This is a genomic window from Paenibacillus sp. FSL W8-0187 (assembly GCF_037969755.1).
GTDB lineage: Bacteria > Bacillota > Bacilli > Paenibacillales > Paenibacillaceae > Paenibacillus_AQ.
This window is the reverse complement of record NZ_CP150206.1, coordinates 1,566,058-1,589,859: the sequence shown is the minus strand read 5'-3', so window position 1 is coordinate 1,589,859 and position 23,802 is coordinate 1,566,058. Positions and strand designations below refer to the sequence as shown.

Below are 23,802 nucleotides of genomic sequence, written 5' to 3'. Positions count from 1 at the left end.
ACCGTTTCTGACATTTTTTGCGAAGGTCTTCCCCAGCGCACAAAAAAACAACCGCGTCCTATGGTTATGGCCGCAGTTGTTTATAAACTTCCTTTTATTTTTTGGTGACATTGCCGTTGGCATCAATTTTTGCATTATAGGAGAGTTTGTTCAGTTTCGCGATGATGTCTTTGTTGTACTTCTTGTCCATCAGATTCGGTTGACCTTGAATAATTTTCACCGGCGTAATCCGGCTCGTGATCTTGGAACCCTGGATCTCAAAATGGACCATCATCGACAGCAAGGTATTGTCACCGCCCCGTGTTGAGCGATTAAACACGAAGTTGCCCAGCGAATAATAAATCGGTTTGTTCTTGTAATACTCAATGCCCATCAACGTATGGCTGTGGGAACCAATAATAATGTCGGCACCCGCATCGATCATCTTCTTCGCCATCGTGCGTGCATATTCTTCCGGATAGTCGGAAAATTCCTCATTCCAGTGGATATACACGATCGTATAATCGTTTGTTTTTGCCGATTTCTTAATATGGGTTAACATCGGCTCCATTGTGTACGCGGAAGCAGCGCCCGGATGGTTCTTGCCCGCGATCCAAGAATTACCCGAGAGGACCCGGCTGACGCCCAGCACCGCAATTTTCTTCCCATCAATGTTCTGAACGTAAGGCTGGAAGGCCTCGTCAATATTGCGCCCGGCTCCCGTGTACCCGATCTTCTGGCGCTTCAAATGTGTAATCGTATCCAGCATCGCATGCTGCCCATAGTCCAGAATGTGGTTGTTAGCCAGCGTTACGCCGTCGATTCCTGCATAGACCAAGCCTTCGAGCGTATCCGGCTTCGAACGGAAAGCAAAGGTTTTGTCCGCAGCCTTACCCCGAGTGGAGACCGGTGTCTCCAGATTGGCAAACGCCATGTCCGCTTTTTTCAAGATGGGGGCAACCTTCTTAAATGGGTATAGGTTCCCGAATCTATCAATCTGACTCCCCACGTAGCCGTCCAACAGAATGTCACCTGCAAAAACAAGATCTATCGGTTTGCTCTTCGACTTGGCTTGAGTGGTTGTGCCCGCTGTATCCTTGGTCTCCTTGACCTTGCTCTGAGTCTCTTTCTCATTCGTGCCCGCTGCCGAAACGATGCTGACCGGGAGAATCATAACGATAACCAGAATGAGGCAAAATAATCTTTTCATATCGATGCCGCCTTTCCAAATAAGAACTTCTAAGAAGCTAGTTATTTACCACGTTTATCCTATCATAATTTGATATAAAAGGGTAATTCTATAAAATGAACCATTTAATAGAATTACATAATGGATTCTAACCAGTTAGCCCTTTCAGCACTACGCATGCGGATTATTCTTCCGATCCCCTAATGCCCCCAGATTTTTTTTAACGGATTAAAAGTGGTTGTAGATCCAAATAAATCAAATCTATCTTTTTCTATCCATAGTCTTAGACTTGAAAAGCGGACAAAAAGTTTCAAACTTTGCAAATCAGATTGAAAATATTATAAATTGCTTATATATTTAAACGTATCGCAAGTATAACCTTCATTTTAATTACGTTTTGTAATAATTATGTCGGCTAACTCTTACATATAAGTAAAACCAAAGGAGCTGCAGCCCATGAATATTCATTCTTCCGGTGAAAACGGGCCTCCCCTGATTGATGATACGGACCGCAAAATCATTGCGATCCTCGGCAAGAACGGGCGAATCTCGTACACGGATTTGGCTAAGGAGATTGGGTTGTCCCGCGTTGCCGTACAGGCTAGGGTCAACGCCCTAATCGATGACGGCGTCATTGAACGGTTCGCGGCGGTCATTAATCCGGAGAAAGTGGGGATTTCGGTGTCTGCTTTTTTCAATGTGGAGGTCGAACCCAAACATCTACAGCAGGTAGCGGACACATTGGAGAACGAGCCGTATGTAACAAGTCTGTATCATATGACCGGTCCCAGCAAGCTGCATATGCACGGACTATTTACCGATCATAAGGAAATGGAAATGTTTTTAAATGAGAAGCTTTACCCGCTCCCGGGCATTACAAGTGTGGATACGCAGATCTTAATCAAGCGTTATAAAAGCCGAATGGGCATCCGACTTTAACTCTTACAACAGAAAGGACTCATACCTTGCCTGATAAAACTAGCAACCCATACATGGAATTAACGTTCGGAATGTTCCGAACCGGAATACTCGGCTACGGCGGCGGTCCTTCAGTTATTCCGTTGATCCGTCACGAGGCCGTCGTTCGTTACAACTGGCTCAGCGACGATGAATTCGGGGAGGTGCTCGCGTTAGCCAACGCGCTTCCGGGTCCCATCGCCACGAAGATGGCCGCCTATCTCGGTTACCGGGAAAAAGGGGTGCTTGGCGCCATAGTTGCCATTCTCGCGCATATCCTTCCGACCTGTATTGCGATGATCGCGCTGTTGTCGGCGGTGACGTTCCTTAGCAGCTCCAAAGTGGTGGCAGGCATGATTGCCGGCGTTACGCCGGTCATTGCCGTGATGCTGGGAACGATGGCTTACGAATTCGGCGAGAAGGCTGTAAAGGGGCTCGGCATCTACGCCGGGATCGGATTTTTCGCAGTATCGTTTCTTCTGCTGGAGAGTTTCCAGATTCATCCGGCCATTGTCATTATACTGTTCCTTGCCTACGGCACCGTACATTTCAAAACCGTAGCCAAATTAAAAAAACAAAGACAGGATAAGGAGGGGTCCGCCTAATGGAAGAATGGCTTCAGCTGCTGATCAGCTTTTTCGTCTCCAACGTGCTCGGTTATGGCGGCGGTCCCGCTTCCATCCCGCTCATGTACAAGGAGATCGTCACGAATCACGGATGGCTGACCGATCCGGAGTTCTCCAACATGCTGGCCCTTGGCAACGCGCTTCCCGGGCCGATCGCCACCAAAATCGCCGCTTTTGTCGGGTACGACGTATCCGGCTGGATGGGCATGACCCTTGCCCTCGCGGCTACGGTTATTCCTTCGGCGGTAGCTCTCATCTGGCTCTTGAATCTGCTGCAGAAATACCGTACGTCGCCAGTCGTCAAAGGCATGACCCTGTTAGTTCAGCCGGTCATCGCCATCATGATGCTGACCCTGACCTGGCAGATGGGCAAAAGCTCGGTCATCTCCATCGGCCTTCTGCAATCCCTCGGCATCGCCGCCATCGCCTTCTGGGCCATGAACATCCGCAAGATCCACCCAGCGCTGGTAATCCTGGCCGCGTTTGCTTACGGGGGATTGGTGTTGTCGCAGGTGGTGTGAGGGGGATTGTATAGAACAACTATAACCCGTTCGGGATAATCGCCATGACTAAAAGAGCGAGTGTGTGGGACTCATTCCCACAATACTCGCTCTTTTTTTCAGTCGATAGCCATCCAAGCATGCCCCGGATCACGCACCTTACCTGTCCCCCGCTCAGACTGATAGGGCAATGAGTAGAAATTCACCTGTGAACCGGACGGTATATGATCGCCATATCATTTAATATGTCCGAAAGTCCTCTTATTCGTCGTGAAGACTTCCTAACGGACACAGAATACCTTATTTTGTCCAAAACGACCCTTTTGGTAACTTTAGCGGACCCAGAGGACCTTATTTGCTGTCTTTATTGGTATTGGCACCCGTAATTCGCACAATAGCGGATCTGGAGTCCGGTACTTTGTAAATAATCGGGTTGTGATCTTAAATAACGGATCTAGAGTCCGTTAAAAGCTGACACAAGTACCTTGAGCGCCCATGGTTGGCAATGAAACCTGCAGTTTCCCATTAAGTAATCCCAAGAAGTGGCGCAAGGTCACAATAACCAGGAGCAGGCCAGGTAATTTGCCACATCCGCCTTAACCGGACGCCCAAAATACGATCGCCATATCATTTAATATGTCCGAAAGTCCTCTTATTCGTCGTGAAGACTTCCTAATGGACACAGAATACCTTATTTTGTCCAAAACAGCCCTTTTGGTAACTTTAGCGGACCCAGAGGACCTTATTTGCTGTCTTTATTGGTATTGGCACCCGTAATTCGCACAATAGCGGATCTGGAGTCCGGTACTTTGTAAAAAAACGTAGTTTTGGACTTAAATAACGGATCTAGGGTCCGTTAACAGCTGACACAAGTACCTTGAGCGCCCATGGTTGGCAAAGAAACCTGCAGTTTCCCATTAAGTAATCCCAAGGAGTGGCGCAAGGTCACAATAACCAGGAGCAGGCCAGGTAATTTGCCACATCCGCCTTAACCGGACGCCCAAAATATGATCGCCATATCATTTAATATGTCCGAAAGTCCTCTTATTCGTCGTGAAGACTTCCTAACGGACACAGAATACCTTATTTTGTCCAAAACAACCCTTTTGGTAACTTTAGCGGACCCAGAGGACCTTATTTGCTGTCTTTATTGGTATTGGCACCCGTAATTCGCACAATAGCGGATCTGGAGTCCGGTACTTTGTAAATAATCGGGTTGTGATCTTAAATAACGGATCTAGAGTCCGTTAAAAGCTGACACAAGTACCTTGAGCGCCCATGATTTGGCAATGAAACCTGCAGTTTCCCATTAAGTAATCCCAGGAAGTGGCGCAAGGTCACAATAACCAGGAGCAGGCCAGGTAATTTGCCACATCCGATTATATCTCAATGCCACACCAATGTAATAGCGACATCTCGTTATACCCAACTCCCAACGAATGTGCCTTGATCGTCACCTGCATCCATCAAGTATCCAATCGTCACCTGCATCCAACAAGTATCCAATGCTCGACGGCCCCACGTCTGTTCACATTGGATGGAGTCCCTCTGTCCTTAATGATACTCTTTCAACTCCCCACCTACTTCCTCCCCATCACCACCCCGATCTTGCCCTCATGTATCTCTACCTTATACTTCTTCACCCGGATGCGGTCGCTGAACAGCGACTTGCCGGTCTGCAGGTCAAACTCCCAGCCATGCCAGGGACAGCGGACGATCTCGCCTGTCCGGCCGTATTCGTAGTCGTATACCTCCGAAGGAAGCGTCGTACCGGAGACCAGTCCTGCGCAGATCGGCGCCCCCTGATGCGGACAGTAGTTGAGAATCGCATGAAACTCGCCGTTGATCCGATAGATTCCAATTTCGCGTCCCTCAATGTTTACGACCTGGTGTCCGCCCTCCGGTATGTCCTCCTCCGCCAGCACGTAATGTACTCCCATTCATGCACCTCCTTGCCTGTGCGCCCAGTTCGTTGTTTGTCTTTCACCGCGTGCTATTCATCCAGAGTACCTTAGTTGACTCCAGTCAAATTCATTAATCCCGGTTGTCGAGTTACCCTATCTGCCCGGCCACTCCCTATCATATTAATTAATCCAATGGCTCAATTTAGCTAAGGTATTCTATCCAGCAGTCCAAATCATCGAGTTCATAACCTACTCCTGCTCAGTAAAAAAGTTGCCAGTTATTGACGTTCATCGTTGACCAGTTTCAATCTAGCAAGCTAATCTCATCTAGTAGGCTGGTTTCGTTCATGCGAGCTAGCTTCGATCATGCAAACTTGCTTCGATCATGCGAGCTAGTTTCGACCATGCGAGCTAACTTCGATCATGCAAGTTAGTTTCATCAAATTGGCTCTACGTTCATCATCCATCCGCTCAATCCAATCTGTACAGCTGCTTCGCATTCTCGTAAAAAATCTTCCGCCGGGCCTCCGGCTTCAGCCCCCGCAAAATATGGCTTGGCGAGTCGAAGTCCCAATGCGGGTAGTCGCTGGAGTAGAGCAGCATGTTCTCGGCATCGATCATGTTGAAGAGATCGATGAGATGCTGCGGATTGTCGGGCTCCTCAATCGGCTGCGTGGATAAGTAGCAATGATCCCGGATGTATTCGCTCGGCATTCTCGTCAGCCAGGGCACGGTTGCGCGCAGCGCCTTGTAATTTTTGTCCAGCCGCCACATCAGGCCCGGCAGCCAAGCCACTCCGCCTTCAACCAGAACGACCTTCAGGTTCGGGTACTTCACGAATACGCCCTCGCATACCATGCTCACCAGATGCGCCATGAACATCTGGGAGAGGCAGGTGTGCCACTCAATGTAGCGGGTCGGGTAGCCGGCCGCGGTGGGAGCCGTCGAGCTCCCGCCGCCTTCCGCTCCCGGATGGATCCCGATTGGGAGACCCTTGCGCTCCGCTGCTTCGTAGATCGGGTGATAATGACGCTGACCCAGCGGCGAACGCGCCGCGCTGGAGATCATCACCTCCACGATATCCGGATGGCCGCCGATCCGGTCGATCTCGCGTGCCGCCAGCAAAGGGTCCTGAGTCGCTACCGCCATTGCGCCTTTGAATGCTTTATGTTTGCCGAGCCACTCGGCGATCAGATAATCGTTATAGGCCGAGCATATCGCGGCTGCATAATCCGGATCATGGGTGGAAGAGATGTTGTAGACAACGCCCGTCAACACGGCGTAGTCCAGATTATAGCCCTCGATCAGCTGCTTGATCATATAATCGGGGTCGGAACCGGCTTTGCCACCCCCCGGAGGGATCGAGTCCTTTTTCATCACGCCGATTGGCGAGTAATACCCTGAGCCTGCATAACCGATGCCAGATGCGGCTACCCGGGAGCGCCAGGGCTCCTGCAAATATGGAAGCAGCGCCCTGTCGTCCTGCTCGTTATGAACGTCGACGTCGATAATTTTCATATCGTCCATTGCCTGATTCCTCCAATCTCCATAAGTAATTACTTACCGCCGTACGTGCGCGTGTAGGCGGTGTTGTACATAGTAAGGAGTTCATCGGAGCCGAGTTTCTTGGCCTGGTCAATAAATTGCTGATAGGTGGTGTCGTTAATCGGGGTTTTGCCGGTCACGAACTCCGTCACCTTTTGCTCAAGGAATTTGTTCAGATTGTTCAGCTTCGATTTCTCGAGCTCCAGCTCCTCTTCCGTCTTGACGATCTGTTTCGGTGCCGGGACAATGTACTGCTCGTACCGGGCATTGATATCCTTGCTCTTCTCGCTTAAACCACGCTCCCATACTTCACGGGATTTAGCGTTATTCAGCGTGATCAGGTCATACCATACGCCCCAGTCCTTGCGCAGCGCATTAAACGGAGACTCGCCAAATTCCTTGTTATATACCGCTTTACCGTCCTCCATCGTATACGTTTTGCCTTCGATTCCCAGGGACAGATAATTCGTTCCCTCTTCGCTGACCAAATAATCAAGGAATTGAACGGCACGCTCTTTATCCTTCACTTTGGCCGATATCGCTCGACCGACAGTGCCAACGACCGGACGGGAAAACTGATAGTTCTTGATCCCTTCGGCGGCAAAGGAAGGAATCGCGTCGAGTTCATACTCGGCCGTACCAGCCCCCCTCGCCTTCGCTACGAGCGACTCCAGGTCCGCCTTCCAGAAAAACGTCACCAAGGATTTGCCGGTTAGTATTCGCTCCTCCCACTGCGCTTGCGTCAGCAGCGAGAATTCCGGATCCAGCAATTTTTCCGCATACAGCTTATTCAGATAGACCAACATATCCTGATAATTCTCATGATATGGGGCAAACGCGTATTGATCCGTGGTCGGATCCAGATTGTAGAAACCGCTGATCCCCGTGAATATACGCCCGAAGGTCGTATACAGCCCTGTATCGCCAACGATGGCGTTGGATATGAGCGGATAGGAATCCGGAACCTTCTCTTTCAATGTTTTCAGATACTGATAAAATTCGTCCACGGTGGTCGGTGCCTTTATCCCATGCTGATCCATGATATCCTTGCGGGCATACCAGATAAAGTTGAAGCCCTTGCCCTCCGCATCCCCTTCCAACACGGGTACGGTGTACAAGCCTCCGTCCGTGCCCGTTGCCAGCGCCTTGGCCTCAGGATATTTGTCGTAAAAGGCTTTCAGATTCGGCGCCCGATCCAAGTAATCATTGAGATTCAGGAACACCTTCTCCGGTCCATGCTCCCTGCCGTCCTGCGTCGGCACCTGGATAAAATCCGTGGCGGTATTTGTGGCAATCATGATCTGCCTCTTCTCCTCAAGCCCCTCCTGGCTCACGATCTGGAACTTCACTTTGACGCCCGTCTTCGCCTCGATCTCTTTGAAAATCTCCCAGTCATCCCGAACCTTTCCCTCGACCCGGTCGTATACCAGCCAAGAAAAAGTAACCGGTTTGTCAGGACTTAACGTTCCCGAATCATCCTTGCCCCCGCCGGAGCATCCCGCAACCAGCATCGCGCTGAGCAGGATCATGGCAAGCGCAGTTCTGAACCCCTTTCGCCTCATTCCCTAACCTCCCTTTTATCTTCACAACGTATAGAGACGGATTTGCTTGAAATCCATAACTACCCCTTAATGCCGCCAATCATCGTGCCCTGTACAAAATATTTGTGGATAAACGGATAGACGCATAGGATCGGCAGCGTACCGATCATGATCATGGCGTATTTCAACGTCTCCAGATGTGTCAGGTCTCCCTCGCCCTGCACATTCGTACCGGCGATCAGGATGTTGCGCATCATAATCTGCAGCGGGTACATCTCCCGGTCATTCAGATAGATCAAAGCGCTGAAAAAAGAGTTCCATTGATTCACGGCCGTGAACAGGCCGATCGTGACCATCACCGGTACGGATAAAGGCAGCACGATCCGCACCAGAATCTGCATGGACCCGCATCCGTCGATGGCAGCCGCGTCCTCAAGCTCCTCCGGCAGCGCCTCGAAGAATGTCCGCATGATAAACAGATACCATGTGCTGATCAGTGACGGGAGCACGATCGCCCATATCGTATCGAGCATCCCCAGCCTTTGAACGATCAGGAAGGTTGGAATCATGCCGCCGCTGAACAGTAGTGTGAACGCCGCCATCAGCAGAATCACTCTTCGGCCGGGCAGCCATCGTTTCGCAAGCGGATATGCCATGGCGGAGGTCGCAATCAGCGTCAGTACCGTCTGAAGGAAGGTATAACGGATCGTATTCCAATAACTCACCCAGAGATCCGGGTTATAGATAAGCTGCTCGTAAGCGATCAGCGTGATCTTCTTCGGCCATAGCAGCACGGCGCCACTCGCGACCATGGCATTGTTGCTGATGGAAGCCGAGAATACGTAAACCATCGGATAAGCCATTACAATGATCAGCACAATCATGAACAATACATTGAATACGTCAAACAGCTTCGAGGCGAAGCTTTCCTGCTTTTTCATCGCGCACCTCCCTTACCACAGGCTGGTCTCCGAATATTTGCGTACGATCCGATTGGCCGCAACGACCAGAATGAAGCCAATCGCCGATTGGAACAGGCCCACCGCGGTGGCGAAGCTGAAATCGGCATCGAGGATGCCCCGCCGGTACACAAAGGTGTTAATGACATCCGAGGTTTCATAATTCATCGTGTTGTAGATCAATAGTATTTTCTCGAAGCTGGCCTCCATGAAATTACCGAGCGATAGTACAAACAGAATAATCATGACAGGCACCATGCCGATGAACGTAATATGTCTGACCTGCTGCCACCGGTTCGCCCCATCCATCTTGGCCGCTTCATACAGCGTCGGATCGATTCCGGCAATCGCAGCCAGATAGAGAATGGTGCCCCACCCCACCTTCTGCCATATTTCGGAGCCCACATACACCGTCCGGAACCACTCAGGCATGCCCAGAAACATGATCGGCTCGATGCCAAGCAGCTTGACGAGCAGATGGTTCACCACGCCCGTGGTGGGAGACAGGAAGGTCACGAGAATGCCCGCGATCACGACGGTGGATAGGAAATGCGGCATATAGCTGATGTTTTGCACAAACCGTTTGAACCATTTGCTCTTCAACTCATGGAACAGGATCGCCAGAATGATCGGCGCCGGAAAATGAAACAGGAGATCATACACATTCAGCATGATCGTGTTGCGAATCAGCTTCCATGCATCGGGGGTGACGTAGAAAAATTCAATCAAATGCTTGAATCCGACAAACTGGCTTCCCAAAATACCCCGGCCGATCGAATAGTCCTGGAAGGCAATGATGATGCCGTACATCGGCGCGTACTTAAATATCAAGTAGTACAAAATGCCGGGCAGCATCAGCAAGTACAACGCTTTATGTTTTCTCAGAACATAGCCGATCCGTGATAGCTGCGCCAATAATCCCCACCTCCGATTGAAAGCATTTACATTCATTCGTTGTTGTCCCCACTATACGAGCTGTGCTTCCTTCGCGTAAAGCAAACATCTTTTCCTTAAGACACATGTTTTGCACTGCCTGTGCCGCAAGGCTTTCAGCCTGTTCCATGCAAAAAAAGAGACTTCAGAAAATAATGCAGTCTCTTCTTTCCTATTGGTGAAAACTCCGGTATTTGGCGGGCGTAATGCCTTCATATCGGCGGAAAGCCCGAATCAAAGAATTTCGGCCCCAATACCCAACCTTCTCGGCAATTTCGTCAATTTTCAAATCGGTTTCAAGCAAAAATTGCTTCGCCTTCATCAGCCGGTACTTCGCGATATATTCCACGTATTTCTCCCCGACCTCCTCCTTGAAGGTCCGGCTGAAATGCCCGATGGACATATTCAACATACCGGCAAAATACTCGATCGACATCTCTTGATCATAATGCTCATGAATGTATTCCACGATCTCGCTAAACTGTTGACTCCGGCTGCTGGAAGCCGGCTTCCGGAACAGAAAACCATGAATCTCTTCGAAACAGCACGTCAGCTCGTCCCATGTCATGCAGCGATTCATTCGTTCGAACAGACCCGAGTAATACGGAACGTTGAGTTCATTGCGCTCCGATTCCACGGCCCGAATCCAGGTGTTTAGCACATCGGCTAGCAGATATTTCATCTGCATGGCAGATGCATCCTTGCCCTCTCCCTCCTCCAGCAGAGCAAGCACGGAATGAAGCAGCTTGTCATACTCCCTCGTTTTGTACTGATTGAGAATCCGCTGAACCTCCTGTACAGATAGAAAAGAATCCCACTGCTGCAGCTCCCGGGAAGGCTGACTGCCGCAAATCTCCACCGCAGAATGCAGCCCCCGGTACTTCAGCATGGCCAGCGCATGCTCATAAGACTGGTGCAGCTCCTCAATGGCATGAACGGTCTTTCCGATACCGATGGTCGCTTTATAATAAGCACCGTATTCCAGAAAAACGTGCCTTATCTGCTCCGCTATTTGTTCCGGATGGTCCTCGCCCTCCGTAATGGAACCATGCTCCACGATGCAAGCTATCAGATCCGGCCTTGTCTGGCAGATCCAGACCATGCCATGTGCCAGCCGATGAATCTTGTCCTTCAGCTCCGTCAGCAAAAAAGTCTTGGTGGATTCCGATGCCGACTCGTAAACGGTTGGATCATAATGGAACGAGATGCACAGGACGGTTCTTGCCGCCTTATGGCTGTAGGCAAACTCAATCTCCTTGGCGTAGTACTCAATCGATAAGGCATCGCGGTATTGCCCCAGCAGGATTTTCGTAAAAAACTGCTCATGGACAATCGGCAGCATCCCGTTCACCATCTGGAACAGCTCTTTATTCTCCGTAATAATGAACTGGGAATAGCGTTTGATGACATCAAACTCGTTTCCTTCGTGGCCGACCTCCCCGTTCGGAGTGTGATGCAGCTTCAGTCCATCCTTAATCTCCCGAATCGGCCGATATAAGCGCCGGCTTAAATAATACGAGGCGAGTGCGCCAACAATGAGAAAGAATAGGAGGAATAACCAACAGATCCATCGGGTCATATAGACCGGCTTCATCAATGTACCCAAATCGATCATGCTGATATAATGCCAGGACTCGTCAAAGCCAGATGCCATGAAGGACAGCCCCGTCTTGTCCGATATCGTGAATTGCGAAGCAATGCCCTCTGTACGTATTCGCTGCTGCAGGGCAAGCTGGTCCTGCTCGGTCAGTCCGTTCTGGGCGATCACTTTGGCCCTATCATCCACAATCGCCGTGCCCGTAACCCAGCTCTCCGGAATATGAATCTGCTCCTGAAGCTTGTCTCGTTTCACTTCGACCAGGAGATAGACTTCAGGAGCCGCGGTATTAAACGGGTAGCTCATGGAAGCCGTCAACGTGTCGGGGGTATCCATAAAGTCCATCATTTTTTTGCCGGATAATTCAGCTTCCAGCTGATGCCGGCGGTTCAGATCCAAGGGATAATGGGAATGGAAATAATACGCTTTATTCGTGTAGGTTTCGGCATCCATCATCAAATCCTGGTGAACAAAATAATAATACGCCCTCTCGACGAGATCATCCGATTCCAGCTGCTGCAGCTGCTCCCGCAGGGAATGAAGCAGTTCCGGAAGCAGCTGGCTTTCCGGCGAAGAAGCCATGGGAGCGAGAAGCACGCTCCGTAATCTGGAGGTGCTGAGGATATTAATCATGCTCGTTTTCAAGGACTGAAGCTCGGTATCCGTCTGCTCGGAGAATCGATTCATCATCACTTGGTTAAAACGCTCGGCATCCTTTTCAATGATGCGAACGACCAGCACCTGCGCAAGAACCGAAGCAACAATGACGGGGATGAGAATGAGGAGAAAATAGTTGGCAAACAGCCTCCAAAACAGAGTGGTCCTTCTGGGAGGCAGAGAATCGGTATCCCCCGGCTCAGGTGATCGGTTAGGCGGCGTCCTTCGCTTCATGAATGTCCCCCCCTTGGTATTTAAAATTGCAAGTAAACAAGGTTTGCATTTACGTCTACTATATTTTGATGTAAGTTATAATATTCGCTGCAACTTCTGTGCATGGAGTTTGCACAGAAATGACGTTTACCGGACATGTTTGCATCCATAACAAAAAGAGCCAGGAATCTCCTGGCCCTTATCGGAAACGAGAATATCTTTTTTCCTTGCTTGTGTTCACTCACTCGTATTCAAATACCGCATCCGGCGTCAGGGTGACATTGGGTGCATAACTCGGCATCTGACCGGTCTCTTGCAGATATTGCTCAACAATACGAGCGGCATCAACCAAGGAGCTTAGCAGCCAATCCTCATAAAGCTTACCGAATTTCTTGTGGAGCCATTCAGAGGTATATTCATTCGAAAGGGTGAACAGAGAGTAGATTTCACGGACGGTATTGGTATGCTTACGGCCGTAATCATCCGTCCAAGTCACCTTTTTATTCAAATCCACCTTACGGATATCCTCCGTTTTGGTCGACAGGATGCCATTCTTGTATTGGTAATAAATCCGCAAGGATTTTTCATATTCATGGCCTTTTAACAGCCTCCAACCAGCCATGCTTCCGGTCGCAGGGACCGATGACATTTTGCTTTTCCCGGAGTTTCCGGTGTTACCGCTGCTCGTTGCTTTCTTCGGCTCGCCCTTTACAACGAATTGTGCCGCGCCCAGCGTCACGGTCATTTGCTGTTTGGATGCGTCCCATTTCAGTTTTGCACCCAGTGCTGCGGTCAGCAGATCCGCGGATACGAGTGTCTCCCCTTTGTTCTGGATCGGAGCACCTTTCATATTCACGGTTTTTCCGTTGATCTTCGCTTGCTTGCTTCCTGCCTTGACGGTAAGCTCGGTCTGTCCTACGGTGATATCAAAGGTTTTGGAAGCAGCCTGATATTGAACCGAACCTCCCACGGCTTCAAACACCGGCTTCAGAGGCAGGTAGGTAATTCCCTTCTCCTGTTTAGCGTTCTCCAGCGGTTTGCCAAGTCCTGAAATGATTTTCACCGATTGCTTCTTGCCTGCAACTTCCACCGTCAGCGTGGCCTCACCCACACCCATGATTTTATAGGTGCCTTTATCCCCTGCCTTGACCAGATGAGGCTTATCTACCGATAACGAGATCATATTCGCCGGAACCTTGTGTTTCTCTCCGCTGCTGTACTGAAATTCAACCGTTGGCGTGATCGAGCTCCCCACCTTCGGCTTGCTGTTCGATACCTTAATAGTGACGCCGGTAATGCTCGGTACCGCCACATCGTATTGCTGTCCACTATCATACTCCGTCCAAGTACCATCCGATAACCGGGCAAAAAAGCTTTTGGAACCTTCGATTCCCACAATCTCTTTCACTCCGCTGATCCCGTTCAACGGGCTCATTTCGAAGGTTTGCGTGAATACATCCAATCTCGCATTCCACACCGTTCCATCTTTTTTAACGAAAATCAGTTTCTGTTCTTTCCCAAAAGAGATGTCAGCCCCGTCAGAAATCAGGTTTTGGGACAGATAAGTCGTGCTGCCATTGATTCGAAGCGTACTGAACAGCACAAGTCTTCCGTCATTGTATAAAATAGCGGCGTAATCGCCGGCAACCTTGATTTTGCGAATGGCGTTCACATCCGCTGCTTGACCAAGCGTCACAGGTTCCGGCGTATAGGCACTATTATGATATAAGATTGTTCCCGACTGGGTAACACCGCCGATAATTCCCTTATTCTCGTCAAAAACGCTTATTCCCTCAAAGCCTTTTACATCTTGCGGCTTGGAATTAACCATACGTTGAACATTGCCGTCAGAGGTCAACCAGTAGCCTTGTCCAACCTGTTTCACATGGTTCACACCCGCTACAGCCTCATATCCCGATTCCCCCCACATAACGAGTCCACCCGCGTTATTGACGCCGAATCCATATCCGCTGGAGCCCGCGATGAACTTCAGATCTCCACCCAGCGGAATCGGGATTTGGTTGATTGGAAGGCGGCTGTACGTAACCCAGACCGTGCCATCCTCCATCAAAGGTGTACCATCAGGCAATAACATTGCAATCTTCGAGCTTGACTTGCCCGACTCCCCATAAGCTGCCCCGGCTGCGTTCGGGATCATCACGCAAACCGCCAACAGCAGAACCCACATTTTCTTGAACATGAATGAACCTCATCTCTTATCTGAATGTAAGTCTTTCAGATCTAGTTAATTTGAACCAGGAATATTATACCACCCTATAGAAATGAAACAATATCAAAATTTGCAAGATTGCAAACCAAAAAAACGCCCCCAGCATCTGTTTCCAGACACCAGGGACGCTTATCTCTTGATTCATTCTTTATTCCATGCGTTCAAACAGTTCATCCAGACGAGCCTTTAATTCTTCCGCATCATAGCGAATGAACGCTCCATTCACTGTTCCGACCAACACCTGATGATCCGTTACGTTCAGTGCACCGTTTCTGGCATATTGCTCTCGCAAATCCACGTTGCCGGTAATCACGTTATGCAATCTTCCCAAGCTTCTGCCGTCGTCCTTGTTCAACACCACAAGATCGCTTCCCAAGCTCAGAAGCAGGTAGCGGTCCAGGATTCCATAACTGCTGCCAACTAGATGGGATAGATCGTCACTCGCTTTGGAAATGGTCTCCATCTTCCAAATTACGCTACCGGTTTCTTTATCTACCGCTGCCGGGATGCCGTTCAATGTAAGATAGACTCGCTCTCCCTCAATGGCGCCGCGGGCAGCTTTGCCTTTCACGGTCCATAATTCCCGATCTTCCAAGCTGTCATACAATACGCTTTCGTAAGCGGTAGCCCCGCTGAAATACTTCCCGTTCAACGCGCGCTGCACCAACAAATACCGCTCATTTAGCACCTCGAACCGTTCCATCTCACGTGCTGGATACACGCCTTCGCGTTCGCCAGTTTCCGTATTGAGCAGAACCCACTCCTTGCCAAGCAGCATCCATCTTGTTGTCATATCCGCAGGAGATACCGGATTGTAGCGATAGCCTCCAGTAAAATACGGATCTTGGGTCGGATCGTCCATGAACTTTTTCCCGACTTTGTAATCCCATACGGCTTTGCCGGTTTCGGGATCGTAAGCGGTAAGCTGTCCGTTCTGCTCGATGAGCACGTACGGATCGTCCGTGCCCTGGTTCAATAAGCGGTGTTCGCCGGACAACGTCTTTTTCCAACGCAGCTTTCCGGTTTCCTGATCCAGCACGCTCAGCAAACTTTTGGTTTCGTTCAGATCGAGCGGTTCATCCAGAACTACCGTGTCTTGCGCAGCCGTCATCGTCAGTCCAAATTCGTTCTTCGGCTTAACCTCCCATAACACTTTTCCATCCGACAACTGGATATGCCGCACGCGGGCTACATAATCCTTTACCACCGGGTTATAAGCCGAGAACATCGTGACATACTCCCGCTCCTTATCCGTGACGGCTGTATACCAGCCAAATCCCGCATCCTCCTGCCACAGCTTCATGCCGGTGCCACGGTCAATCGCATACAAGGATGAATTATCGTGCATCCCTCACATAAGAAGAAGGGGTGCCTTTCTTGAAAAGAAACTCCGTCAAGTTGCGTACCACATCCGTCGTTATTTCCGAATTCCCATCGAGAAGCCCGTCAGGCATCGCCTTCTTGGCCGTCACGTCACTGCCTCGCACCCACATCATCGCCGGACGGTAGATCCGGTAATCTTCCTTCCACTTGGCAGGACTGATCATGACGCCATACCAGTCCTTCCACTTCGCTACGGCGATAAGAGACGTTCCCGTTTGGGATATTGGCCATTTCACCGTGCTGCCGGGAGTAAGATATATACTGCCGCTGCTGCGCAGTTGAAGCGAGAGCGGAGAAATTTCTTTTACTAGGGCAGCTTCCTTGGACACATACCATGTCGGGAGCCATAAGTCTCCCCGGGAATCGGATTTGATTAAAGCCAATTCCCCTTTCACGGAGGAAAGCCGGAGCGTTTCCCCCTTGGTGCCGTAATAGCTCACCTTGAGTTTTGTCAGATTGCTATTCTTACTAAGCGTATTAGGAAATAAAGCAGCCTTCTGCTGAATCGTAACGCGTTGGCCGGATGTAAAGCCCCCAGTTTCAGCAGCACCAGCGACTACGATACGAGTGCTCATCTGTATACCCTGAGCCGGTTGCCCAACAAGTGAAATACAGACAGCTGCCGTTATTCCAATGAATAGTCGCTTTCGGATCGATACGCGTAAACTCACTGAAACCATCCTCTCCCATACAAGCATACATCATGTAAACGCTATTATAAGACAATCTGTTCCAAAATCAAAACAAAAAAACTCCCTTCCAGGAAAGGGAGCTGTCCTCATTTTCTTTATTGTCGTCTACATTCACGATAGGATCTCGTTAAAATGACTTCTGCAGCATATTCACAATTAGCCGTCTTCCCTGCATTATCGTACCTCCATACGCCAACTCGCTTCGGATAGGGTATGGCCCGGCGTTTGCCTGCCTGTCATTTTTCTGGTGCGATTCGTCACCCCGTCTGATATTTCCCCCCATAATTGCTCGAGAAAGGATGCTGGTGCCATCGATGAGTTTCTATTGGCTGCTGCCGCCCCTCCAATGGTTCGATTCTCAATCCGGGTATCTTCACCAGAAATCTTGAACTCTGCGCACCCCGATAGTAGCAAGACCCCAACCAATACTATGATTGCTGGCCATACCATAGTAAGCCTAATGTTCCGTTTCGCATGATGTATGGATCCCATCCCGACTGCCTCCTTATGTACTCTCTGAAGGAAAGTATAAGGAACATATCTTATCAATCAGTGGGGCAAGTTCTTAACGAATGCTTAAATAAAGCTGAACAATTACCTTCGCTTATGCTGAATCAGATCTTCATACATTCGAAAAATATGCTTAAATCCATGTACTTCCCTCCGTCTGAAGGGGTTAACAGCCAGAGCGCAATCCGGATTGACTTTAAAATGCTTGGAAGATTGGATTGAAAAAAATAAATGATTTATGGTTGTAAACGGAATGGAAAATTTACCTATATATATGAAGGCCAATCAAACCATAAATAAGGAGAGTTGACCAATGAAAAATGTATTGTATGTACCCTTGGATGATCGCCCAGTAAACCTTGATGATGTAATCAAATTGGGACAAGCTTCGGGCTTGAACCTGATAACTCCTACTGCTGCAGTTATTCGTAACCGAATCGATTCGGTCGCAGAAGCCTCAGGCAGCCAACTTACAGGCACCTCCGCACCTACTTTTGGTAAACCGGAGGATATTCGTCAGTTCATATTGAATCATGCCTCTTCCGTCCAGGGGTTTATTATTTCTATCGATATGCTCGTTTATGGGGGGTTAATCGGTAGTAGACGCTTGCGAACAAGCGGAGGCGGGACGTATCCCCATTATGATTCAGGGACAACAGACTTGCTTGACCTAATCCGCGAGATTAAACAACATTATCCCAGCAAGCCAATCTATGTGTTTGATACCATTTTGCGACTCGCTACGACCACTTATGTGGAGGGACTCTCTTATAACGCGTACACCGAGTCTCGCAGTTTCATGGGTATAGCTCGCAAAAAATATACAGACTTCAGCGATATTTTGAACGGCTATAATATATCCAGTGATGGCACCGAGCTGGGCGATACCGTCCACTTCAATAAAACCCATTACTACAACACAAGGCAACATAAGTTTAAAACCAATCATTATGTATTGGACAGGCTTGTACGTCAGGGCTATATTGATTTCCTGGCCGTTGGAGTGGACGATGCGAAAGTAGAAGGTGTGCAAATCAATGAAATTAAATTTGTGGAGAACTACATCGATCGTTATCTGGACGGTTGCGAGGGGCAAAATCCGAATCGTGCCATTATATTGCCTGATGCAGATGGCTTGGGTCATTCTCTGGTAGCACGGATGGCTAATCAATTGCATCGAGAAGGCAGCAAAACGCAAATTTCGCTGCAATATTACGGCCCTCATGGATCCACGATCATCAACGACTATGAATACATGACTTTACATCAGAATATTCTTCGTCATATTGATGTGGTTGGCGGCCAATATGTAACTTGCGAACCAAACATAGAAATTCTGGCAATCACAGACGAAACACAGGTATCCCATGCCGTAAGCCGTATCCATGCCAATGGAGCAAACTTCGTAGCAACCGTGGTTATGGATTTCACCGGGAAAGGCTCTGCCAATCCAACAGTAACGGAAGCGCTGCTAGACAGCCAGTATACGGGACGCCTATTAGGTTATAGTGCATGGAACACTGCCGGGAACCTTATGGGCATCTCGCTTGGCATGGGGCAAGCAAGATATGCTTTTTTGGTATCAGAAACCTCTGCCTCCAAGTTGAATATGGCCGTTAACGCTCATGGATCACTACTCTTTAAACGGTTTTTGAAGGATTACTATTACAAGAGGCTTGCTGTCGTCGATGTCCGAAGCTATTCCAGAACTCCAAGCCATATTCGTTACGATAATCTTCAAGCCTCGTTCGCTGATCAGAACATGCGTCTCTTTAACACAGAATCAGCTTACCAGCAAGTGTTCACGATCCTTCGAGATCAAATGCAGATTCACCAAACAACGCTGGCCGGAAGGGACGCTTTCCTGATTGGCACCTCCGCTCCGACATGCAATGTCAAACAAATAAAGGGGTGTTCGTGGACATTGGCAGAATACAGCAGTGCTTCGCTGGCTTATGACAATCCTGATTTCATCTGGTGGCGAGCCTTTGAGATCACACTCAATCCTAGGGTCACACTCCAATAACATGAGAATGAAAAAGGACAGCTCGGTCTTTATCGGAGCTGTCCTTTTTCTTTTGTCCGTTTTTATGAGTGGATTCAATAGTTCAACTTATAGAGTACCATTTCACAATAGATGTAAAAAATGGTACAATAAAATAGGAACAAACGTTCTTATTTTTTTGCGGCTCGTTAACTTCTCTTTTTCCCCTAAATGATGAATACGATTATAGACAGGCATAGGAGGGATGCGTTATGAAGAAGCATATAACAGCATACGAACGCTATAAAACAGAAATTTATCGAATTGGTTGGAGAATACAATATCAGGCTAAAAAGCTTAGAAAACGAGAAACGCCGTACCCTGATTTTAGTACCGTGCAGACAGGCTCATTTCACGCAAGATCCGATGACCGCATTTGGATTGGTCAATTACTGGATTCATTACCCCCGCAAGGGAGAACCATTATATATAAACTCTTCATAGAAGACCTCACTGAAGCGGAAGTAGCCAAGCAGCTCCATATCTCTCAACAGGCGGTGAACCGATGGAAAAGAAAAATGATCCAAAAGTTATCTCAGATCGCGAATTCATGACTTTGCTGCAAGCTGCAAAGCAGAATGATGATCAAGCCATTCTGCAACTCATTGATTTATACAAAGACGATATTTTGAGAATCAGTCAATATATCTATATGCCTCAAGAGGATGCCATATCAACGATTGTCCTGGAGTTTATGGAAGTGATTCGGGAGAACAATAATACCTATGAGACAGAGTAACTTTGCAGTTTCAATTATGGCCTCGATATTAGTGGGTTTAATCCCTAGAAAAATTTCTTTCTTTCCAGTATACAACAAACCCAGTACCGTCGCGGTACTGGGTTGTGTTTTACATTGTAAAAAAAGATGTAGTACATACAGGCAAGTTGAAGCAGCCACTATACGACTTTAGGAAACCGCGTTTCAAAGGTTGTCCTCTGCCGGTCGCTCCGTACCCGGATTTCACCGCCTTGGATCTCCACAATGCTCTTCGTAATGGCCAATCCCAAGCCGGTACCCCCTGTCTGCTTCGAACGTGAGGTCTCCACACGGTAGAAGCGATCAAAGATGAACGGCAAATCCCGCTCAGGAATCGGATCTCCGTAGTTGGTGAAGCTAATGCTCACCTGATTACCATCGCTGCGGACGGCGATGTCGATCTTTTTGCCCGAATCCCCGTAACGGATCGCATTGGTTATCAAATTCTCGTAAGCTCGGACAAGCTGGGCGCCATCTGCCTGAATAATGAGGCCTTCCTCTGCCACAAGCTTGCATTCCATCCCGGATTTCTCCAGGGCAGGAACGAATTCCTCGATCAGCTGTCTAATGAACTGAGCCATATCGATCTTCTGGATATCCAGCGGAAGCCCGTTATTAATCCGTGTGTATTCGAACAAATCATCAATGAGCTTCTTTAGATTTTGCGCTTTCTCATAAGCGATATTCACGTAATATCGCAGCTCCACTTCATCCTGGTACCGGTCTTCCTCAATAACTTCCAGAAATCCCAGTATCGATGTAAGCGGCGTCCGCAAGTCATGGGAAACGCCCGTAATCAGATCATTCTTTGTTTTCTCCGCGTTACGCTCCTCCAGAATGGATTGGTGAAGCTGCCTGCTCATTTGGTTGATGCTCTCCGCCACCTCACCCAGCTGGCTGCCTGACTGCACCGGAATGTCGGTGTCGAAATTCCCCTTGGCAATCTCGCGAAGCCCATTCCTGATTTCCTCCAGATAAACGTTCAGCTGTTCGGTCATGCGGTTTATGCTGGTTGCGACGACGCCTAATTCATCTTGGGATTTAAGCTCGATTCTGGAATCGAATCGTCCCGCCGTGATGTCCTGAAGACCGGTCTGTATTTTCTGCAGATCAAGGACAAACCACTTCGTGCTCATATAATAGCTGGCAAAAAAGAGAATGATGCCCGTAACCAGTATAACCGGATCCGAGCCAATATGGTTAATGATCCAGACGAGCGGCGGCTTGATTGCCGGAATCGAGAGTATTAGCGTACTTAACGCATAGAGTATGATAAGCAGGGCTGCCGTAATGCCGATGCTGGCAAGCAGCATAAACAGCATCTTCAGGCGGATGCTATGAAGCTTCATTACTTTCAAGTTAGTCACCTCTGCTTAAGTTTACTCTATTTTGTAGCCAATCCCCCACACCGTCTTAATATATTCCGGCTGCTGCGGATCCTTCTCGATCTTCTCGCGCAGCTTGCGAATATGTACCATGACCGTATTTTTCGATTCCATGAACGGTTCGTTCCACACCTCGGTATAAATCTTGTCCATGCTAAGCACGAGTCCGCGATTGATGGCCAGCATATGCAGCAGGGCAAACTCGCGCGGCGTCAGCTTAATCTCAACGCCTGCCACCGTTACCCGGTGGGAAGCGACATTCATAATCAGCTCATCGATCTGGATTTCGTTCTCATCCCTCACCGAGTTGCTGTTCAGCTGTTTGTATCGGCGGAGCTGTGATTTGATTCTAGCGATTAATTCCAGCGGGCTGAACGGCTTGGTCACATAATCATCCGCGCCGATGCTGAGCCCGGCGATCTTGTCAATCTCCTGACTCTTGGCGGACAGCATGATGATCGGCGTGTTGTTCTCCTCCCGAATTCTCATACATGCCTCAATGCCATCCATCTGCGGCATCATGACATCAAGGATGATTAAATCCACTTTATGGGTTCTTAGAATCTCCAGCGCTTCCAGGCCGTGAGATGCGGTGAGCAGCGTGTAGCCCTCATTTCTGACGTAAATCTCCATCAATTTCAAAATTTCGGTTTCATCATCAACCATTAATATCGTAACTCCAGACATGGCTCCTCCTTGTTCCGAATGCGGCCGTCAGCACAACATCTGTACGTCGTCTTTCTTCATGGATGTCAGACCGCGTGGTGCGGTAATTGATGTTTCTTCTCCATAGCCATGCCCTCGTCTTCGGATGCGTCCTGGTTTGCGATGAAACCGACTACGAACCGGAAAGCGGCACGGACGGCGAATCGACTGGCTTAACCGATTTCTTCGCCTTCGGAATATTACCGAATATCACCCATGAGCCCGGTATATATCGAACCGTCAATTCCACAACGATCCATGAACAGCCTAGCGCTGCCGCAAAACCTCCTGCATACCACAGATGGGTCAGCATCGAGCTCCCCGTGGTTAGCGGAAACTCCCGGTAGACGAGCAGAAAGAATGGATGAATGAGATATATCCCGAAGGATACGGCCCCCAGTCTCTCCAGCGCTGGTGTCCATCCGCGCACCCCTGCCCGATAGAACAGAATGGCAAACTGGAGCAGGACAAGCGCCCCAAAATAAGTATGCATATTCCACAATAGCTCATACAGCGTTGAATTATATCCGGTTCCGTGAAGACGGTTGTTGTAATAAATGTACACATGGCCGAGACCGGCAGCTGCCCATGCGATCCATAGCACCACCCAGGCGGCGATGCGGTGTGGTCGTGCGTTCGCGCGGCTAATGACAAGCCAGGCCTTCAGTTTCGGGTAATAGATGCCGATAAATGCTCCCAGCATGAAATAGGCAATGTAGGACAATGCCCAGCTCCCTTTATTCGGTACCTGCCAATAGTACTTATTCATTAGTATAAACGTCCACTGGATCACCAGTCCAATCGGTATCGACCATTTCGCAAGCTGGGGCACCTTCTTGAACAGCCACAACACAAGCGGAAACATTACATAAAACTGAATGCTAATAAATACGAAATATAGATGCGTATACGCTTTGCCCGTCAACAACTTTTGAACAAAGCTCTCCATCGTCTCGCCAAACGGTCTGCCCTGATAATATAAATAGTGCAGCAGCGCGAAATAGAACACAGAGAACAGCGTATATGGAATGATAATATACAGCAGTCTTTTCTTGTAAAATCCACCGATCAGCTTTTTCGTCGTAGGACGGTCATAGTAATTATAAAAGAGTACCAGACTGCTCAAAAATATAAATGTTGGCGTTCCGTATTTCATGAAGATGTTCATGAAATTGTACATAAAAAAGTATTTGGAGTCTGTCATCGCAGATACAGCATACGAAGTGGAGTGCACGGACAGCACGCCGAGGATGGCAAATGCGCGTACCAATTGCAGCTCGGGAAGACGCTCCCTTGGTAAAGCGTTTATTTTGTTCATGGCAGTACCCTTTCATGGTTTTTAATCATATTATTCTCGTTCCTTGCGAAACAGATTTATCTAGTATAGTAAACAATTCTTAACGCCAACACTTCCAAATTCTTATCATTTGCTTAAGATTATGGTCCTTCCTCCTAATAAAATTCTCCTTGATTACGAAGAATCCTTGGACTTACAA

20 protein-coding genes are annotated in these 23,802 nt (G+C 48.7%); 6 read left to right on the top strand and 14 right to left on the bottom strand.

The window, feature by feature from the left end; translation table 11 throughout:
- Positions 1 to 94: 94 nt before the first annotated feature.
- A complete protein-coding gene (locus tag MKY48_RS06890; RefSeq protein ID WP_339271112.1) occupies positions 95 to 1,189 on the bottom strand; it encodes a CapA family protein in 1,095 nt (364 codons plus the stop codon).
- A 435-nt stretch (positions 1,190 to 1,624) separates the two neighbouring features.
- Here MKY48_RS06890 and MKY48_RS06885 point away from each other — a divergent pair, with 435 nt between their 5' ends.
- Genes MKY48_RS06885 through MKY48_RS06875 form a run of 3 tightly spaced genes read left to right on the top strand, consistent with a single transcriptional unit; the run spans position 1,625 to position 3,272 of the window.
- The gene (locus MKY48_RS06885; protein WP_076322912.1) at positions 1,625 to 2,107 is read left to right on the top strand and encodes an Lrp/AsnC family transcriptional regulator; all 483 of its coding nucleotides are present in this window, start codon (positions 1,625 to 1,627) and stop codon (positions 2,105 to 2,107) included.
- 53 nt (positions 2,108 to 2,160) lie between these two features.
- Positions 2,161 to 2,730 carry a chromate transporter gene (locus MKY48_RS06880; RefSeq protein WP_339273412.1) on the top strand — a complete coding sequence of 190 codons (570 nt, stop codon included), beginning with the start codon at positions 2,161 to 2,163 and terminating at the stop codon, positions 2,728 to 2,730.
- Positions 2,730 to 3,272: a chromate transporter gene (locus MKY48_RS06875; RefSeq protein WP_339271110.1), complete on the top strand. Its 543-nt coding sequence runs from the start codon at positions 2,730 to 2,732 to the stop codon at positions 3,270 to 3,272. Before MKY48_RS06880 ends, MKY48_RS06875 begins: the two co-directional genes overlap by 1 nt.
- Positions 3,273 to 4,831: 1,559 nt before the next feature.
- Here MKY48_RS06875 and MKY48_RS06870 read toward each other — a convergent pair.
- The 10 genes from MKY48_RS06870 to MKY48_RS06825 all read right to left on the bottom strand — a co-directional run bounded on the left by MKY48_RS06870 (position 4,832) and on the right by MKY48_RS06825 (position 17,397).
- A complete protein-coding gene (locus MKY48_RS06870) occupies positions 4,832 to 5,191 on the bottom strand; it encodes a Rieske (2Fe-2S) protein (RefSeq protein ID WP_339271108.1) in 360 nt (119 codons plus the stop codon).
- A 435-nt stretch (positions 5,192 to 5,626) separates the two neighbouring features.
- Positions 5,627 to 6,682 (bottom strand): amidohydrolase family protein, encoded by a 1,056-nt coding sequence (locus MKY48_RS06865; protein WP_076322909.1) that lies wholly within the window; start codon positions 6,680 to 6,682, stop codon positions 5,627 to 5,629.
- A gap of 29 nt (positions 6,683 to 6,711) precedes the next feature.
- Complete coding sequence (locus MKY48_RS06860) at positions 6,712 to 8,262, bottom strand: extracellular solute-binding protein (RefSeq protein WP_339271106.1); 1,551 nt, start codon at positions 8,260 to 8,262, stop codon at positions 6,712 to 6,714.
- Positions 8,263 to 8,321: 59 nt separating this feature from the next.
- On the bottom strand, positions 8,322 to 9,182 hold the full coding sequence (locus tag MKY48_RS06855) for a carbohydrate ABC transporter permease (RefSeq protein WP_339271104.1): 861 nt from the start codon (positions 9,180 to 9,182) through the stop codon (positions 8,322 to 8,324).
- Between the two features lie 12 nt (positions 9,183 to 9,194).
- Positions 9,195 to 10,115, bottom strand: a complete 921-nt coding sequence (locus MKY48_RS06850) for an ABC transporter permease subunit (protein ID WP_339271102.1) — start codon at positions 10,113 to 10,115, stop codon at positions 9,195 to 9,197.
- 190 nt (positions 10,116 to 10,305) lie between these two features.
- A complete protein-coding gene (locus MKY48_RS06845) occupies positions 10,306 to 12,621 on the bottom strand; it encodes a helix-turn-helix domain-containing protein (RefSeq protein ID WP_339271100.1) in 2,316 nt (771 codons plus the stop codon).
- A gap of 220 nt (positions 12,622 to 12,841) precedes the next feature.
- Positions 12,842 to 14,800, bottom strand: a complete 1,959-nt coding sequence (locus MKY48_RS06840) for a copper amine oxidase N-terminal domain-containing protein (protein WP_339271098.1) — start codon at positions 14,798 to 14,800, stop codon at positions 12,842 to 12,844.
- 178 nt (positions 14,801 to 14,978) lie between these two features.
- Entirely contained in the window at positions 14,979 to 16,178 is a 1,200-nt protein-coding gene (locus tag MKY48_RS06835) for a PQQ-binding-like beta-propeller repeat protein (protein ID WP_339292572.1), read from the bottom strand.
- Entirely contained in the window at positions 16,168 to 16,884 is a 717-nt protein-coding gene (locus tag MKY48_RS06830) for a hypothetical protein (protein ID WP_339292571.1), read from the bottom strand. The genes MKY48_RS06835 and MKY48_RS06830 overlap by 11 nt, the downstream gene beginning before the upstream one ends.
- Before the next feature lie 195 nt (positions 16,885 to 17,079).
- Positions 17,080 to 17,397, bottom strand: a complete 318-nt coding sequence (locus tag MKY48_RS06825; RefSeq protein ID WP_076322895.1) for a hypothetical protein — start codon at positions 17,395 to 17,397, stop codon at positions 17,080 to 17,082.
- A 331-nt stretch (positions 17,398 to 17,728) separates the two neighbouring features.
- Here MKY48_RS06825 and MKY48_RS06820 point away from each other — a divergent pair, with 331 nt between their 5' ends.
- From MKY48_RS06820 to MKY48_RS06810, 3 genes are all read left to right on the top strand, one after another.
- The gene (locus tag MKY48_RS06820) at positions 17,729 to 19,441 is read left to right on the top strand and encodes a DUF4127 family protein (RefSeq protein ID WP_339271092.1); all 1,713 of its coding nucleotides are present in this window, start codon (positions 17,729 to 17,731) and stop codon (positions 19,439 to 19,441) included.
- A gap of 230 nt (positions 19,442 to 19,671) precedes the next feature.
- Entirely contained in the window at positions 19,672 to 20,013 is a 342-nt protein-coding gene (locus MKY48_RS06815; protein ID WP_076322893.1) for a sigma-70 family RNA polymerase sigma factor, read from the top strand.
- Complete coding sequence (locus tag MKY48_RS06810) at positions 19,965 to 20,198, top strand: hypothetical protein (protein WP_339292570.1); 234 nt, start codon at positions 19,965 to 19,967, stop codon at positions 20,196 to 20,198. The genes MKY48_RS06815 and MKY48_RS06810 overlap by 49 nt, the downstream gene beginning before the upstream one ends.
- Before the next feature lie 158 nt (positions 20,199 to 20,356).
- Here the strand turns inward: MKY48_RS06810 and MKY48_RS06805 are convergent, their stop codons facing one another.
- From MKY48_RS06805 to MKY48_RS06795, 3 genes are all read right to left on the bottom strand, one after another.
- Positions 20,357 to 21,574, bottom strand: a complete 1,218-nt coding sequence (locus tag MKY48_RS06805) for an ATP-binding protein (RefSeq protein ID WP_339292569.1) — start codon at positions 21,572 to 21,574, stop codon at positions 20,357 to 20,359.
- 21 nt (positions 21,575 to 21,595) lie between these two features.
- Positions 21,596 to 22,288: a response regulator transcription factor gene (locus MKY48_RS06800; RefSeq protein ID WP_339271086.1), complete on the bottom strand. Its 693-nt coding sequence runs from the start codon at positions 22,286 to 22,288 to the stop codon at positions 21,596 to 21,598.
- Between the two features lie 151 nt (positions 22,289 to 22,439).
- Positions 22,440 to 23,624, bottom strand: a complete 1,185-nt coding sequence (locus tag MKY48_RS06795) for an acyltransferase (RefSeq protein ID WP_339271084.1) — start codon at positions 23,622 to 23,624, stop codon at positions 22,440 to 22,442.
- Positions 23,625 to 23,802: the final 178 nt, after the last annotated feature.